The sequence below is a fragment of the Wolbachia endosymbiont of Bemisia tabaci genome (assembly GCF_003999585.1).
Lineage (GTDB): Bacteria > Pseudomonadota > Alphaproteobacteria > Rickettsiales > Anaplasmataceae > Wolbachia.
Genome location: NZ_CP016430.1, coordinates 902698 through 919650, shown reverse-complemented (window position 1 = coordinate 919650; position 16953 = coordinate 902698). Strand labels below are relative to the sequence as shown.

Annotated in this window: 13 protein-coding genes, 2 tRNA genes, 2 rRNA genes and 1 pseudogene; 5 read left to right on the top strand and 13 right to left on the bottom strand. The window is 35.1% G+C overall.

What is annotated here, in order from left to right; all coding sequences use genetic code 11:
• Position 1 precedes the first annotated feature (1 nt).
• From rplC to carA, 6 genes are all read right to left on the bottom strand, one after another.
• A complete protein-coding gene (gene rplC / locus BBB02_RS04440; RefSeq protein WP_127464106.1) occupies positions 2-724 on the bottom strand; it encodes a 50S ribosomal protein L3 in 723 nt (240 codons plus the stop codon).
• A gap of 9 nt (positions 725-733) precedes the next feature.
• A complete protein-coding gene (gene rpsJ / locus BBB02_RS04435; RefSeq protein ID WP_012482004.1) occupies positions 734-1054 on the bottom strand; it encodes a 30S ribosomal protein S10 in 321 nt (106 codons plus the stop codon).
• A 14-nt stretch (positions 1055-1068) separates the two neighbouring features.
• Complete coding sequence (gene tuf / locus BBB02_RS04430) at positions 1069-2241, bottom strand: elongation factor Tu (RefSeq protein WP_127463721.1); 1173 nt, start codon at positions 2239-2241, stop codon at positions 1069-1071.
• Positions 2242-2319: 78 nt separating this feature from the next.
• Positions 2320-2390 (bottom strand) — tRNA-Gly (locus BBB02_RS04425).
• A gap of 4 nt (positions 2391-2394) precedes the next feature.
• A tRNA-Tyr gene (locus BBB02_RS04420) sits at positions 2395-2477 on the bottom strand.
• Between the two features lie 105 nt (positions 2478-2582).
• Positions 2583-3677 (bottom strand): glutamine-hydrolyzing carbamoyl-phosphate synthase small subunit, encoded by a 1095-nt coding sequence (gene carA / locus BBB02_RS04415; protein ID WP_127464105.1) that lies wholly within the window; start codon positions 3675-3677, stop codon positions 2583-2585.
• A gap of 151 nt (positions 3678-3828) precedes the next feature.
• Between carA and BBB02_RS04410 the strand changes: the two genes are divergently transcribed.
• The gene (locus tag BBB02_RS04410) at positions 3829-4296 is read left to right on the top strand and encodes a hypothetical protein (protein ID WP_127464104.1); all 468 of its coding nucleotides are present in this window, start codon (positions 3829-3831) and stop codon (positions 4294-4296) included.
• 780 nt (positions 4297-5076) lie between these two features.
• On the opposite strand, the gene fsa is transcribed toward BBB02_RS04410, so the two are convergent.
• Positions 5077-5721 (bottom strand): fructose-6-phosphate aldolase, encoded by a 645-nt coding sequence (gene fsa, locus BBB02_RS04405; protein ID WP_127464103.1) that lies wholly within the window; start codon positions 5719-5721, stop codon positions 5077-5079.
• Between the two features lie 434 nt (positions 5722-6155).
• Between fsa and BBB02_RS04400 the strand changes: the two genes are divergently transcribed.
• A complete protein-coding gene (locus BBB02_RS04400) occupies positions 6156-8516 on the top strand; it encodes a coiled-coil domain-containing protein (protein WP_127464102.1) in 2361 nt (786 codons plus the stop codon).
• A 377-nt stretch (positions 8517-8893) separates the two neighbouring features.
• Here BBB02_RS04400 and BBB02_RS04395 read toward each other — a convergent pair whose 3' ends face one another.
• The 3 genes from BBB02_RS04395 to pstC form a co-directional block, all read right to left on the bottom strand.
• Complete coding sequence (locus BBB02_RS04395) at positions 8894-9235, bottom strand: F0F1 ATP synthase subunit epsilon (protein WP_127464101.1); 342 nt, start codon at positions 9233-9235, stop codon at positions 8894-8896.
• Positions 9236-9240: 5 nt separating this feature from the next.
• Positions 9241-10677, bottom strand: coding sequence for a F0F1 ATP synthase subunit beta (atpD, locus tag BBB02_RS04390; RefSeq protein WP_179948525.1), 1437 nt, complete (start codon positions 10675-10677; stop codon positions 9241-9243).
• A gap of 96 nt (positions 10678-10773) precedes the next feature.
• Positions 10774-11862, bottom strand: a complete 1089-nt coding sequence (gene pstC / locus BBB02_RS04385; protein WP_063631036.1) for a phosphate ABC transporter permease subunit PstC — start codon at positions 11860-11862, stop codon at positions 10774-10776.
• Between the two features lie 107 nt (positions 11863-11969).
• Between pstC and rpmH the strand changes: the two genes are divergently transcribed.
• The 3 genes from rpmH (at position 11970) to BBB02_RS06155 (ending at position 12709) form a co-directional block, all read left to right on the top strand.
• Positions 11970-12104 carry a 50S ribosomal protein L34 gene (gene rpmH / locus BBB02_RS04380; protein ID WP_015588337.1) on the top strand — a complete coding sequence of 45 codons (135 nt, stop codon included), beginning with the start codon at positions 11970-11972 and terminating at the stop codon, positions 12102-12104.
• Entirely contained in the window at positions 12088-12465 is a 378-nt protein-coding gene (rnpA, locus tag BBB02_RS04375) for a ribonuclease P protein component (protein ID WP_127464308.1), read from the top strand. The genes rpmH and rnpA overlap by 17 nt, the downstream gene beginning before the upstream one ends.
• Before the next feature lie 73 nt (positions 12466-12538).
• The gene (locus BBB02_RS06155) at positions 12539-12709 is read left to right on the top strand and encodes a hypothetical protein (protein ID WP_164741542.1); all 171 of its coding nucleotides are present in this window, start codon (positions 12539-12541) and stop codon (positions 12707-12709) included.
• Between the two features lie 177 nt (positions 12710-12886).
• Here BBB02_RS06155 and BBB02_RS06795 read toward each other — a convergent pair.
• The 3 genes and pseudogenes from BBB02_RS06795 to BBB02_RS04365 form a co-directional block, all read right to left on the bottom strand.
• Positions 12887-13522, bottom strand: a pseudogene (locus BBB02_RS06795) (IS66 family transposase); the annotation flags it as partial.
• Positions 13523-13684: 162 nt separating this feature from the next.
• Positions 13685-13791 (bottom strand): 5S ribosomal RNA (rrf, locus tag BBB02_RS04370).
• 67 nt (positions 13792-13858) lie between these two features.
• Positions 13859-16622, bottom strand: a 23S ribosomal RNA gene (locus BBB02_RS04365).
• Between the last annotated feature and the right edge of the window lie 331 nt (positions 16623-16953).

Sequence of the window (16953 nt, the reverse complement as noted above, 5' to 3'; positions counted from 1 at the left end):
ACTAACTCACCAAATTATTAGCATTATCACTCATATTCAACAGCAGACCTACTGGAAAAGGAACATCTTTATGTAAAGGCTTTTTAACTGCATCTCTCACAAAAACATAAGAGTTTTTAAACCCAGGAACATTATTACCCTTTACAGCAATTATGCTATTTTCATAATCAATGGATAATATTTTCATATTCTGTACAGTTACTCTGCTATTACCTAAATGACCAGCCATTTTCTTCCCTTTGAATACTCTACCAGGATCTTGACATTGACCAGTAGAACCTTGTGATCTATGAGCAATAGAAACGCCATGAGATGCCCTAAGCCCACTGAAGTTATGCCGCTTCATCACACCAGCAAACCCTTTGCCTAAAGAATAACCCGTAATATCAAGATATTGACCAACTACAAAATGATTAACCCCCACCTTTTTACCACATTCTATTCCAAGTAGATCAGTTAATCTACTTTCGTATAATTTACATTTACTATTTATACCCTTTTTCTTTAAATATTCCAACTGAGGTTTTGCTATTTTTTTTAAATCTCCCGTGCCTAAAATGACTGAATTGTAGCCACATTTATCTTGTCCTTTTATATCGATAATATAAGTTTCGCTGAGATGCAATAAGGTTACAGCCATGCGACTATTATCAAAATACATAGCAGTATGGCCAACATTCGTCATTAACAAACCAATTCTCCTAAGCGAATTTATTCTCTTCATTTTCTTTTCCTAAATATTAACTTCCTTAACCTTTAAATCCACTTCTACACCAGCAGAAAAAGATAAATCTGCAAGCATCTTCATCATAGTAGAAGTAGGATTATGTACAATAATTAACCGCTTAGAAATTCTCATTTCAAATTGCTCACGAGATTTTTTATCAACATGAGGAGATCTATTAACAGTAAATTTAGAATCTTTTCTTGGCAACGCAATCGGACCAGATAAATCTGCATTAAACTGCTTTAATTGATCAATAAACTCCCGAATACACTTTTCCAATAAAGAACAATCGAAAGCTTTGATTCTAATATATATATCTTGCTTCATCTTAGTTATTATACTCATTCTAAAATTTCCGAAACAACGCCAGAACCAACAGTTCTACCACCTTCTCTTATCGCAAAACGCAGTCCTTTATCCATTGCTATTGGTACTTGCAACTCTACTTCTATACTTACATTGTCCCCTGGCATTACCATCTCCTTTCCATCTAGCAATTTTATGCTCCCAGTTACATCCGTTGTCCTTAAATAAAACTGTGGCTGATAATTTCCAAAAAATGGTGTATGCCTTCCTCCTTCTTCTTTCTTCAATATATATACCTCCGCATTAAATTTCTTATGCGGGGTTATTGTACCTGGTTTTGCCAATACTTGCCCTCTCTCCACTTCTTCTCTCTTTGTTCCTCTTAGTAGTATTCCTACATTGAGTCCTGCACTTCCCTTATCTAGCAACTTCTTAAACATCTCAACACCAGTACATATCGTCTTTTGTGTCGCTTTCAGACCTATTATCTCTATCTCATCCCCTGTCTTTACCTCCCCCTTCTCTATTCTTCCTGTTACTACCGTCCCTCGGCCCGATATTGAAAATACATCTTCTATTGGCAACAAAAACGGCAAATCTATAGGCCTTGGAGGTACTGCTACATACTCATCTAACTTCTCCATCAATTTATCTATTGATTTCTTTCCATACTCACTACTATCATCCTCTAATGCTTTTAATGCAGATCCAACTATCACAGGCACTTCATCACCTGGAAATCCATACTTACTCAGCAACTCTCTCACTTCCATTTCCACCAAATCTATCATATCAGCATCAGCAACATCAGCTTTATTTATATATACCACGATATATCCAACACCCACCTGTTTTGCCAGCAATATATGCTCTCTCGTTTGTGGCATCGGCCCATCAACCCCTGACACTACCAATATCGCTGCATCCATCTGTGCTGCACCTACTATCATATTCTTTACATAATCAGCATGTCCAGGGCAATCAACGTGTGCATAGTGTCTCTTTTCTGTTTGATATTCAACATGCGCTGTTGCTATTGTTATCCCTCTCTTTCTTTCTTCTGGCGCTTTATCTATTTGATCATATGCTACAAAACTACCATAATGCTTTGTTGTCGCCGCTGTTAACGTTGTCTTCCCATGATCCACATGTCCTATCGTTCCCACGTTTACATGCGGCTTTCCAAATGCTTCTACTATCGCTGTCATAACTTTAACTCTTCTACCTAAAATACAAATACATCAATAAATAATATGTTGATTTTATATAAATACAACAAAAAAAAGAGCGGATAGTGGGAGTCGAACCCACGTCACTAGCTTGGAAGGCTAGAGCTCTACCATTGAGCTATACCCGCACAATGGAGGAGGTAGGATTCGAACCTACGTACGCACACGCGGACAGATTTACAGTCTGTTACCTTTAACCACTCGGTCACTCCTCCACAAAAATCTGTTAAGAGAACACTACCTTAACTTAAGTTTTATTATCCCTAATATTAAACATCCAAATCCAAAAGATCAAGTAATAAAAGCTAATCTAACTGATTTCAGTTAGATTTCATTTTATATAACAAAATATTATCAATAAAACGCCTAAACAAATAATGTGAATCATGCGTACCTGGCGCTTCTTCTGGATGATATTGAGCAGAAAAGACTGGGCAATCCTTCATCATTATTCCCTCTACACTATTATCAAATAGAGAAATATGAGTAACTTCAACGTTACTTGGAAGAGAAGCTGAATCAACAACAAAACCATGATTTTGGCTAGTTATCTCAACTTTTTTACTCTCCAGATCATAAACTGGATGATTACTCCCTCGATGACCAATATCCATCTTGACAGTCTTTGCTCCCAAAGTAACTGCAAGTAATTGATGGCCCAGGCATATACCAAAAACTGGTATTTTAGATTTCACAATAATTTCTATTTCTGAAATTACACTCTCTCCTATCTCTTGTGGATCACCAGGGCCATTTGAAAGCACTATACCATCTGGATTCATGCTTAATATTTTGTGAGCAAAACCTGTATCTGGTTTGACTAATTCAATCGTACAATCAAGTTCTACTAAGCGTGAGATTATACTAATTTTTACACCGAAATCAACAATTACAACTCTATATTTTGCATTAAGATCGCTTTTAAAGTTATTACTTATTAAACCGACTTTCTTAGTTATTTCTATTCCATTTACAGATTTGTATTTCTTCAATTCATCTAATATATGTGCCTCACTTGACGGACATATCATTCCATTTTGAGATCCATGTTTTCTCAAATATCTCGTCAAAGCTCTAGTATCAATTCCCGATATCCCAACTACATTATTTTTCTCCAACCAATCATTTAAGCTAATATATGAAGAAGAGTGAGACATAGGAGAAAGTTCACGCATAACCACACCACTTGCAAAAACTTTTTCTCCTTCATTATCTTTGTGATTTATTCCAACATTACCGATATGAGGAAAAGTGAACGCTATGATTTGATTAGCAAAAGAAGGATCGGTTATAGTATGTTGATACCCGGTCATACCAGTGATAAAACAAACTTCACCTATACATTTGCCCTTTTTACCTACCGATCTTCCCCAAAAGCACTTGCCATCTTGTAAAACTAAAGCTGCATCCTGCATTTAACTCTCTCTTAAAATCATTTAAAATATTATATAAGAATTTTAAATAACATGCCAAAACTCAATCGCAAGCTTCTCCACACAAAAACATCTTGACTATCGCATGTTTCATATTATATGAATAAACTATTAATGAAAGTGGAGGTTTACAATGCCTAATAATACAGATCAGTCTAAAAAAATAAATGAGAAATGGTTATTTATAGGAGGTGCTTCATTGTTTCTTGTAACAATTCTACCATCAATTTTTCTCTTAGCAAAAATAGCTATGATGTTTATTATAATCTCAACTACAGCAATAGCAATAAAAATTGCCTCAAAAGCAATATCAAACGTTTTAGAGGATAAAGAGAATCAATCAACACAAAATAAAATTATAAACCTAGCTATTGGAGCAGTGTCCATACTTGCAGGTGGGTTATCATTACTTATTACAGCAAAAGTTGGTTTCATCGCAATATGTTCAACTATAGCTATTTTAACTCTGTATGAATATATTAAAGATGAAAAAATAGGTAAGGATATAAATGATAAATTCGATGAAATAGCTAATAATACAACTGAGTTTTGCGTCAACAGCATTGAAAAACTTATTCCATCACAAAGTTGTGAAGTGTAACCTTTTGTTTATAAATTTTTAGATGCATGGCTAACGTATAAACACTGAAATCAGCACTCCCTTTCTTGTTATACTAGTAATGGCTTCAATCATCAAAAATGTTGTATTACTTTTATACTCGCAAATCTAACTGGATTCCAATACTGGAATGACATTACCTTGAATGGAAATCGGTGCGTGATGTACATCTGTATAGAGATTAAATATATCATTCAGTTTGTTATCATTCTAGTACTGCCATTCTATAGGTAACAGCTGTACCTGGAGCTCCTCTCTTGTCATTCCAGCACTTGATGCTGGAATCCAGAAAACTTAATTTCAAACTAGTACTTTCCCTCTTTTCATCCCAATTTCCAAAATGTTACTCCAGCACTGAAATCCAGCTTTTTTATAACTATCGAAAACACTGTATTACTTTACAAATTTAACTAGATATAATTACTGGTATGGCACGTTCGTAAAATTACGATAAAAATTACTTGACAAATTCTGATAGTCTTTTTACTATTCGTAATGAAGGTGTTCTAGAGTTTGGAATCTATCTTCGTCTGCAGACTTTTCAATTAAATTAATCTATAATCTTCAGTTAAAATATATTTTAGCTATACTTCGGTCGTAGATGTATACATTTTTCTCAATCTTTTTTATTAGTGGAGGACTATCATGTTTAAAACGCTGAATTACGCATATCATTGACCTACATGTCTTTAAAGGACAGATGGTACCTATGTCCTTTTTATATAAATTATTGTGTTTTTATGTCTTTTTTAGCAATGTCATTTATTGTTTTACGCCCCAGTCTTTTTCAAATATTGCGAGCCCTTGATCAGTAAGTGGATGATTAATTAACTGTCTAAGTATTTTTGCTGGCACAGTAATTGAATGAGCACCGAGCCGTGCAGCTTCTATTACATGTGCTGGACTTCTTACTGATGCAACAAGAACTTTTGTCTTAAAATTATAATTAGAATATATAGTGCATATATCTTCTATTAGCGATAAGCCATCATAGCTTATATCATCAAGACGACCAACAAAGGGAGAAATAAAACAAGCACCGGCCTTAGCGGCAAGCAGTGCTTGTCCAGGAGAAAAACATAATGTGATATTAGCAGGTATTTTATGTTCTGTCCACAACCTTTTACAAGAAATTAATCCTTCATGTGTAAGGGGTAACTTTACTACGATATTACTAGCGATTTTCGCTAACTTAAGGCCTTCCTTAACCATATCTTCATGGCTATCTGCAACAACTTCAACACTAACAGGTCCTTTTATAATAGAACATATTTCGCTTACTAAATCTTCGTACTTATCTTTATGTCCAGATTTTGCTATTAAAGAAGGATTAGTTGTTATACCACCAATGAACTCTTTTAGCTCCTTAATTTCATTTAAATCAACACTATCAAGAAAAATTTCCATATTATTGTCCTAATTATTGTCCTATTCAAAACCCATTTTTACAAAATATTGTCATCTTTGAAAAGTATTAAATAAAATCGGATTTTTAACTCAACTCAATTCTAAGTCCGTTAGGAAAGAAAATATTGTACTGAGACACAGTATACTGGTAATAAACATGAATTGGTTGCATTTTATTATAAAATTAGCATAACCAATTTCTGAAGTTTACTAGCTTTACGTTCAATAGAAATTCTTGCATAGCCTAAAACTTAGTGCTACTATTAGTACAGTAACATAAATAGGTAGTGAGCAACAATAAACAAAACGACTAAGGTCGAGTTTAACGCTCGCAATTAAATTCAACTAAAAAGGTTAATATAAAAGGAGTTTTGATAGCTTAATCACTCCTAAAGTAAATATATTATCAGAACAATAGTAATAGGGGGTATACTATGTCAACAAATTTCCCGATATTGAAAGATATATTAGCAGAACTGAAAAGAAAAAATAGCATTACTGTTTTAGAAGAACATTGTCAGCAAAAATGGGAGGTTTATGACTTGCTCATGGATTTAACAAATGATGAAAATTTGAAGCAAGCATATATAGATCTATCTTTCAACAAGAGCTTTAAAAAAAACTTTATAGAATTAGCAAATCAGGCAAAAAAAGCTATAAGTAAGTATTTTAGAGACAAAGACATAGACCTTCGAGCTTTTTATGTAGAAACTAACAATTCTGATAAAGTGTTAAACATTAATCTTATTAATTACAATAGAAGTGAGCCAATAAGAATTAGTGATATCTTACAGCAAGAAAGGGATATTAGCACATTGAATATCTATTGCGATAAAAAGCATGACATATACGCTTACCGAAAAGGTAAGGAAAGACGTTATGAATTTAAAGAGGATGCATATTATGAAATGACAAGCACTTGGCCTGTGCAGGACAAGGATGGGAAAACTTTTACCTGTACTATGGTTATGAATGTAAGTAATTCTGGTATAACTAAAGTACTACAGTTTAATGGTAAAGATTTTGAATCGCCACCTGAGGAGTTTTGGGAATTAATAAGACAAAATGAGGAATTATATATTCAAGGCCTCTCTCTACATGATGCTGTAAAAGCATTATTGAAAAAGAACAAAAATGCTAACATTGCACCGGCTGTTAGTAATCTGCAAAATAACGAACATATCGTAATCAATCAAGACGAAAAGCTGAAAGATCTTGAAAATGATGCTAAAAGCAATCCTATTCTTTCTTTCACTAGCAACAATGTATCAAAGGTTAATACACAGCAGATTGCAACTCAGGCAATTGCAACTCAAACAAAAGTTAATTCACAACAACTAGATCAAAAGCTTACAAAAGCTGAGCAAGAAATTAGAGAATTAAATGAACTGAGGAACAATTTACAGCATAGGCTCGACAAGGCTGAGCAAGAATTTGAAAAGCATAATAGTAATTTACAGAATGAACTTGGAGAGGAAAAGCAAAAAAATGAAAAACTAGCAAATATGTCAACAGAGCTGCAAGAAAGAGTGCAAAAACTTGAGAGTGTGTATGAAAAAGAAAAAGAAGATCTAAAGAAGAGGCTGGAAGTTGCTAATGCAGAAAAAGAAGAGTTGACAAGTGAGGTAAGAAAATTGCAAGAGGAATCAGACCAGCTGTTAAGTAGTTGCATAGTAAAGCTAAAAAAATCAGAACAGGAACTCATGGAGGCTAAGCAAGAAATTGAAGCATTAGAGAAGTGCAATAGTGATTTACAGAATAAACTTGAAGAAGAAAAGCAAAAAAACGTAAAATTGCAAATTGGACTAACACAAAAAGATGAGAAGCTAGAAAATATATCAACAGAGCTGCAAGGGAAAATACAAGAACTTGAAGGTGCATATGAAGAAAAGAAAGACCTGAAGAAAAAGTTGGAAATTGCTAATGCAGAACGAGAGAAACTGAAAGGTGAAGTGAATAAGTTAGAAGAAGATGCAAGTGAAAATGAAAAGGAAGTAGAACGCATGAGAGATGAACACAGTAAATCGTTAATGAATTTAAAATCTCAAATGCAAAGCTTAGATGATAAGCAAAACACAAATCAGGAATTTCATAAACAAGAGGTAGCTCAGCTAAAGTGGAAATATGAAGAGTTAAAGAACGAGGTAGAGCTTAAAAATAAGCAGATTAAGAGTCAAGAAGAACAGTTACGGCAGTATGAACGTTTAACGAATTTAAAACCTCAAATGCAAAATTTGCAAAGTGAGCACAACGCACATTTAGAATCTGATGAACAAGAGGTAAGTGAGCTAGAGTGGGATGAAAAGTGGGATTTCAAATCGTCAGAGGGAGAGGGAGAGCTAGAGACTAAAGATGAGCAAATTGAGAGGCAAAGAGAACAGTTACGGCAGGAGATGGAAGAAGAAATAATGGATCAATACCGTTCATTTATAGAACCAAAGCTTGAAGAGTATGAGAATGAGATTGAAATATTGAAAGAAAAGATTAAAGATCAAGCTATGGAAATTGAAAGAATAACGGGAGAAAGAGAAAAGCTAAACGGTAAAGAGCAACATCTAAATAACCAAGTAGAAATGTTAAGTACAGAGATTTCTCAACAGGAATCTTTGAACAATCGTGCAAAAATATCTGATCAGCTTGTAGGGGAAGTTGATAATGCAGAAAGAAAATCTAGATTTTCAAGCTTTGATAGCGCATTTCATAGCGATAATGACGACCACTGTAATTCACTTCTAGACTTAATCAGCAGTCCCTCAAAGGTGTGTAGCCAAAGTCAGCAAGGAAGTGTTAAATAAACATACTTATTTAGATGCATGTGAAATCAGTGATTTTTTTCCTGTCATTCAACTCTTGTCATTACAGTACGTGACACATAGCTGTACGAACATTGCAATACGGCATATAATAAATAATGTCATGCCAGTGCCTAGACACTGGGATCTAGTTTTTGGACATTGTTTTTGACATATGTCCTTAAGAACTATTGTTTACTGCATAATTTGCAAATACTTTTTTTTTTATATCTGGATCCCAGTGTCACACACTGGGATGACAAGAAGGAAGATACTGGGATGACATCTTCCCTGAACCATAATGTTCGTACAGTTGTGTGTCAGCTACTTGAAGTGGGAATGACAAAAGTAAACTCATTTCTTGAACACAAAAAGAGTCCCTAAAGAGATTTGACATCAAGATAACTTAAATATATACCAACTCTCTTATTTTTTAATGATTCCTCATCATGAGTCAAATGATCAAAAATCTGAATTTGATTCGTTATAATGCTACAATTATTATTTGCAACCTCTAATATACCATTATCAATTACAACTTTTTCCTTTGTCTGTTTACTCATTTGAACAGTAATTATACCAGGCAATAAATAAATTAAGTAAGGAGAATGGTAAGCTAAAATCACTAGCTCTCCTTCAAGCCCATTCACTGAAAGCGAAACCACTTCATCGAATGAAATTTGATTATCAGGAGAAAAAAATTGCACCTTAAAAGTGTTCATAATCTTTAATGTCCGGCTCCAACTTCAGCTTTTATTGATTCAGCCTTTTCTATTGCTTCACTTATACTTCCCACCATATAAAAAGCAGCTTCTGGCAGGTTATCATATTTACCTTCAATAATTCCTTTAAAACTAGAAATAGTATCAGAAAGTGAAACAAATTTGCCAGACATGCCAGTAAATACCTCCGCAACATGAAAAGGTTGAGAAAGAAACTTCTGAATTTTACGAGCTCTATCAACAATAATTTTATCTTCATCAGATAGTTCATCCATACCAAGTATTGCGATAATATCTTGCAGCGACTTATAAGTTTGCAATATACGTTTCACTTCAGAAGCCACATTATAATGCTCTTCACCAATGATTTCAGCAGATAAAGACTGAGAAGTTGAGTCAAGTGGATCAACAGCAGGATATATACCCATTTCAGCTATCTGCCTTGACAACACTGTGGTTGCATCAAGATGAGAGAATGTCGTTGCCGGAGCTGGATCGGTCAAATCGTCCGCAGGAACATATATAGCCTGTACAGAAGTAATAGAACCAGCAGTAGTTGAGGCTATTCTCTCTTGCATAGCGCCCATATCAGTTGCAAGGGTTGGCTGATAACCAACAGCCGACGGTATTCTTCCAAGCAAAGCAGAAATTTCAGAACCAGCTTGAGTAAAACGGAAGATATTATCCACAAAAAATAGAACATCTTGATTTTCACAATCACGAAAATACTCTGCCATAGTTAGTGCTGTTAAAGCAACCCTAGCCCTTGCTCCAGGAGGTTCATTCATTTGACCATAAACCAAAACGGCTTGAGATTTTTCGTGCTCATTTATATCTATTACATTCGAAGTAATCATCTCGTTATAAAGATCATTACCTTCACGCGTTCTCTCTCCTACTCCAGCAAACACAGAAAATCCTTTATGAGCTTTTGCTATGTTGTTAATCAGCTCCATTATCAGAACTGTTTTACCAACACCAGCTCCACCAAATAAGCCAATTTTTCCTCCTTTAAGATAAGGAGCAAGAAGATCTATAACCTTTATTCCTGTAACTAAAACTTCTTCCTGTATCTTCTGCTCAGTAAAACTTGGAGGTGATCTATGTATAGGTTCTAAATCATACTTTCCTTTTAGCGGACCACACTCATCTATAAGCTCCCCTACAACATTAAAAATCCTTCCTAAAGTTGAGCGTCCAACCGGAACTGATATTGGTGCACCTGTATCAACAAACTCATCACCTCTTGACATACCATCTGTGCTATCCATAGCAATACAACGGACTATATTGTCACCTATATGCTGTGAAACCTCTAGAACTATCTCCTTGCCCTTAGATTTTAGTTTGCTTTTTAAAGCATTAAATATCTTAGGCAACTCATCTTCAAATTTCAAATCAACAACTGCTTGAGTTATTTTAACTACTTTACCTGTACCCATCTCTTTCATCACCTAACACTACAATTCTATAAAAGAACTTCTAAAGAAAATAAATCTTATATTATTAACAGAAATTTTGCAATATTAAAACACTTACTAGTTACGTTTCATTATAAACAATGCAAATGCATTCAATAGCCAAGTAATAACAAACAGCACCAAACTAAGCGCATAAGCAGCAAGAGTTTGCACACTATTGAAATCCTGATCTCCGGTAAGTAATGTAGCAATTTGTACAGTGATAGTAGTAACTGAATTGAGAGGATTAAAGGTCAAATTTGCATTGATTCCCACAGCCATTAGTACAATCATTGTTTCGCCTATCACTCTTGAAATTGATAATAAAATTGCACTTAAAATTGTAGGCATTGCATAAGGTATTATTATATGCCATATAGTTTCCGCTGGTGTTGCACCAAGCGCCATAAAACCATAACGCAAACTTTTTGGAACAGATCTTATAGCATCTTCAAGCAAAGAAATAATAAAAGGAAGAATCATTACCCCGATCGATAAACCAGCAATCAAAGCACTTTCTGAGTGTATACTTAAATTAAAAAAATTTGCTACCTGCTTTATAAAAAAAGACAAAAATACAACTGAGAAGTATCCATATACAACAGTAGGAATAGCAGACAAAACCTGTAAGGCTGTATTAATAACATAACGCACTTTTTCACTCGCATACTCACTAATATATATTGCAGAAAACAAACCAAGCGGCACCGCAACTAACATTGCTACAATAGTTATAAGTAATGTCCCCACTAAAAGTGGCGCTATACCAAAACATCCCACCTCTCCTTCACCAATAATAGCTACATTATGCTTCCATTTTAAGCAAAATAAGAATTCTGAAATAGCTACTTTATTAAAAAAAGAAATGGACTGAACAAAAATAGATAGCATTATAAATAAAGTGATAAAAAGTGATATTGCTAAAGCCATAAATAACAAAAATTTTACCATCTTATTTCTTTTACCTTTAAAGATAAAAATCAGCATAAAAAAAAGTAACGCTATAGAAATAGAAGTTATAAAATAACCATCATAGAATGCTAACAAACAAGGTAGCATCCACATACAACTCAAATATATATAAGACTTAACTTTACTTACTGCTTGAAACTTACTCAAACAAAATAAAAGGATTAGTAAAATAGGTACGCCTATAATTAAATTCATTTTTCCATATATCAAATTTTATTCAATAAGAATGCCATAGAAGTTGACCATTATTTGACAATAGAGCAAAATAATTTAAAATAAATAATCATATTAATATAAAAACAATGAAAAGAACATTTCAACCAAAAAATTTAAAAAGAAAGCACAGACATGGATTTCGTTCACGTATGTCAACAAAAGCTGGAAGAAAAATTCTTAATAAGCGTCGTTCATTAGGGTGTAATAAATTATGCGCATAGTAAGCATAAAAAAAAAGAGTTTTCCTTTGCTTTTAAAAACAGATTAGCACCTGACAGTCTTTTTTATCGAGGGGTATATATATCACTATATGCTATAAAAGAAAGAGAACCTGAAAAGTATATTCATGTTATTAGAGTAGGTCTGGCTATCAGTAAAAAAGTCGGAAAAGCAGCAAAAAGAAATAAAATAAAAAGGCAATTACGAGTGCTAGCTAAAGTTAGCATTTCTAATATAAGTAATGTAGGGTGCTATTACATAATACTAACCCATAAAAACATTATGCAAGCAGGCTATAAAAATTTACAAAAAGATCTAAATATTTGCTTAAAGAAAGATAAAATAAGAAGGAATTTTCACTAAAGTATTTACAGCTATATTTTTTATGATAAGGTAAATAAAGTTTTTAAAATAAATTAATAGATGTGGGTGCTTGATGGTAGAGAGTATAAGAAAACAAGATAAAAAGCTCGATACAAATAATGCTGAAGAGAGTTTTTATGAATATAGAAAGTCTAGCTACCGTACACAATGGGGAATGGCATTTGAACAAAGACAAAAAAGGTGGAAGAAAAGTGGACGATGCCTGTACGTGATTGGGCATTAATTATGTCCCAGCTCGACATTTTCTTTCCTGATAGATTGAGAGTTGAGTTGAATTAAAATGTGGTTTGACACAGTTTATTTAACAATCCCAAGTGGTTCAAGAAACGATAGGCAGAGGGTTGTATAGTTCTCTTTATTTCCATGTTAAGTATAATGAAATTATCCTTTCAAGTTCCTAGCTCTTACAGTAAACGATACAATGCCTAATTTGCTGTTCAGCGTGATAGTGGAATACTTTCTGGTTTACTTAAAAAATTTCACATCATTCTTTCAGATTTTAAAATATTTTTCGCAACTTGAGAAGCTCCAGTTGCTTCAGATAGGTAGCTTCAAGTAATACCTTATACGTTTTGCAACTTTTTTACACTTCTGTTTCATTTTTTAATAAAGGTTTTTTTAGCATGAATAATTCAGTGGATGCGTTTTTTAAGTAACAGCCCAGAATTTTAACTTCAATAGTTCAGCTATGTTTCAAAGTACCTGTCAGCGACTATTACGATTGCAGCATATACTGTCTTTTAAATCTTCTTTCCCTTTAAAACTTGCAGTATTGCTTCAGCACTAACCAAGTTTACCTTTATTATAACACGTTGATGCGCAAAACCTGACTTTTCTTATTCGATTTGCTCATACATCTTTTTGCATTTTGAAGGAACTCTATATTCACTATTTGATACGCTTTCAATTCACATTAAAAACATCACTTATAATTCTCACGTTTTGAATTTTTATAAAATCCACTGAGTGCTATAATTATCACCTAACTCTTGGACCAAATATATCTGCTTCTTGGTAGTTTGCTACTTCTTCTTTCTCTTCATCTCCAACAACTTAATTAATATTCAATTATTTCTACTTTTATTTTAAAGTTTTCGCAGAGTTCTAAAAGATCAGTTATATTACCTCACAGCTACTCTATGTTTACCTTGTTTCATCGCTCTAATGAAAAGATATAAATAAAAAGAAATTTTTATAAACTTGGCAACGACCTACTTTCCCTTTTTAAGTATCATCGGCGCTAAAAAGTTTCACTTCCGAGTTCGAAATGAGATCGGGTGGTTCATTTTTGCTATAGCCACCAAGTCAACAAAAATTTCTGACTTAACAAGTTTTAATTTAATATTTAACACTGCATATACACATATAGAAAGGAAATAAATCAATCAGGCTATTAGTACCAGTTAGCTTCACATGTTACCATGCTTCTACACCTAGCCTATCAACGTGATAGTCTCCCACGGCCTTAATTGGGAAATTTTTTTGAAGAGGGTTTCTTGCTTATATGCTTTCAGCAATTATCCCATCTATACATAGCTACCCAGCGATGCTATTGGCATAACAGCTGGTACACCAGAGGTATATACATCTCGGTCCTCTCGTACTAGAGTCAGATCTTCTCAAATTTCCTTCACCCACGGCAGATAGAAACCGAACTGTCTCACGACGTTCTAAACCCAACTCACGTAACACTTTAATCGGCGAACAGCCGAACCCTTGGGACCTTCTCCAGCCCCAGGATGTGATGAGTCGACATCGAGGTGCCAAACGGTGTCGTCGATATGAACTCTCGAACACCATCAGCCTGTTATCCCCGGCGTACCTTTTATCCGTTGAGCGATAACCCTTCCATACAGAATTACCGGATCACTATGACCGACTTTCGTCTCTGCTTGGCTTGTCAGCCTCGCAGTCAGGCAAGCTTGTGCCATTATACTATCAAGCTGATTTCCGACCAGCTCTAGCTTACCTTCGCACGCCTCCGTTACTTTTTAGGAGGCGACCGCCCCAGTCAAACTACCCACCATACAATGTCCTAGTTTCAGATAATGAAACATAGTTAGATATCAAAAGTGTAAAGGGTGGTATCTCAAGATTGACTCCATTATAGCTAGCGCCATAACTTCAAAGTCTCCCACCTATCCTGCACATCGCACTTTTAATAGCAATGTAAAGCTATAGTAAAGGTGCACGGGGTCTCTTCGTCTAACCGCGGGTACCCCGCATCTGCACGGGGAATTCAATTTCGCTGAAGTGATGTTGGAGACAGTGGAGAAATCGTTACGCCATTCGTGCGGGTCGGAACTTACCCGACAAGGAATTTCGCTACCTTAGGACCGTCAGTGTTACGGCCGCCGTTTACTGGGGCTTCAATTCAGAGCTTGCACCCCTCCTATTAACCTTCCAGCACCGGGCAGGCGTCAGACCCTATACTTCCACTTACGTGTTTGCAGAGTCCTGTGTTTTTAGTAAACAGTCGCTACTCCCTATTTTGTGCCACCTACTCATAGTTGCCTAAAAGCAGGTTACCCTTCTTCCGAAGTTACAGGTATAATTTGCCGAGTTCCTTCAACATCATTCTTTCAACACCTTAGTATACTCTACTCATCCACCAGTGTCGGTTTACGGTACGGCCTCATAAATATAAGTGCTATTTCCTGGAGCTTCTTTTAAGCATAGATCAATCCAATAAGACCTATACAAATACAAAACCCGTCACACTTAAGAGGTTTAGGAATATTAACCTAATTGCCATCGACTACTCCTTTACGGACTCGCCTTAGGAACCGACTAACCCTACGCAGATTAACTTAACGTAGGAACCCTTAGATTTTTGGTGAGAGTGTTTTTCACACTCTTTTACGCTACTTATGTCAGCATTCTCACTTCCGATATCTCCAGCAGCTTTCACAAACCACCTTCACAGACTTACGGAACGCTCCGCTACCGCGCCTATTGATCGAAATTAATAAGCACTCACATCTTCGGTATACAGCTTTAGCCCCGGTACATTTTCGGCGCAGAAAAACTTATTTAGACAAGTGAGCTGTTACGCTTTCTTTAAAGGATGGCTGCTTCCAAGCCAACCTCCTAGCTGTAATGGTTTTTCTACTTCCTTCCCCACTTAGCTGTAATTTTGGGACCTTAGATAGTGATCTGGGCTGTTTCCCTTTCCACCACGGACTTAGCACCCATAGTGTGTCTGCTGTATAATTAATTGTTGGTATTCGGAGTTTGGTTAGATTTGGTAAGATGATGAATCCCCCTAGTCTATCCAGTGCTCTACCCCCAACAACATAAATACAACGCTCTACCTAAATAGATTTCGCGGAGAACCAGCTATTTCCAAGTTTGATTGGCCTTTCACCCCTAATCACAACTCATCCAATAATGTTGCAACATTAACTGGTTCGATCCTTCAGTACGTTTTACCATACCTTCAATCTGGTCATGACTAGATCACTTGGTTTCGGGTCTAATCCATAAAACTAAACGCCCTATTCAGACTTGCTTTCGCTACGCCTACACCTACCAGCTTAAGCTTGCTTCATAGATTAACTCGCTGACCCATTATGCAAAAGGTACGCTGTCACTCTAAATATCAATAAATTGATATAGAGCTCCAACTGTTTGTAAGCACTTGATTTCAGATTCTATTTCACTCCCCTCCCGGGGTTCTTTTCACCTTTCCCTCACGGTACTTGTTCACTATCGGTCGTTAAGGAGTATTTAGGCTTGGAGGATGGTCCCCCCATATTCAAACAGGATTTCACGTGCCCCGCTCTACTCAAGGATTTAAAAACTTTCTACTTATACAGGACTATCACCTTCTATGGTTACCATTTCCAGAGTATTCTAATTCTTATTCTTAAATCACTAGCCTTTTCCGCTTTCGCTCGTCACTACTAACAGAATCTCGGTTGATTTCTTTTCCTTTGGCTACTTAGATATTTCAGTTCACCAAGTTTGCCTTATATATTAGTATATAATAACTAGCTAAGCTAGTTGGGTTTCCCCATTCGGAAATCTGCGGATCAAAATTTGTCGACAATTCCCCACAGCTTATCGCAGCCTGCCACGTCCTTCATCGCCTCTTAACGCCAAGGCATCCATCAAGTGCTCTTAATAATTTATTTATCCGACTATATGCAGAATATGCAGAGTTAAATATTATTAAAATTGAATTGAGATTAAATTAATCTCTACCATAAAACTTGTCAAACATCTAAAAACTAATCTTTTGTATGTTACAATCTGATAAATCATATGTCAATGCCTTCCTTTTTACACAAAACATTTACCTATTATTATCAACAACAACATACCAGTAATCTTAAACAGTACAATATGAGAAATATTCGACAAATTGATATGTACAGAAAAATTAATGAAAAAGATATTTTGTAAGATAAAATGTGTTAAAATTAGTTACCTAAAAATGAAAATGAACATTTGGAGTATTTCTAA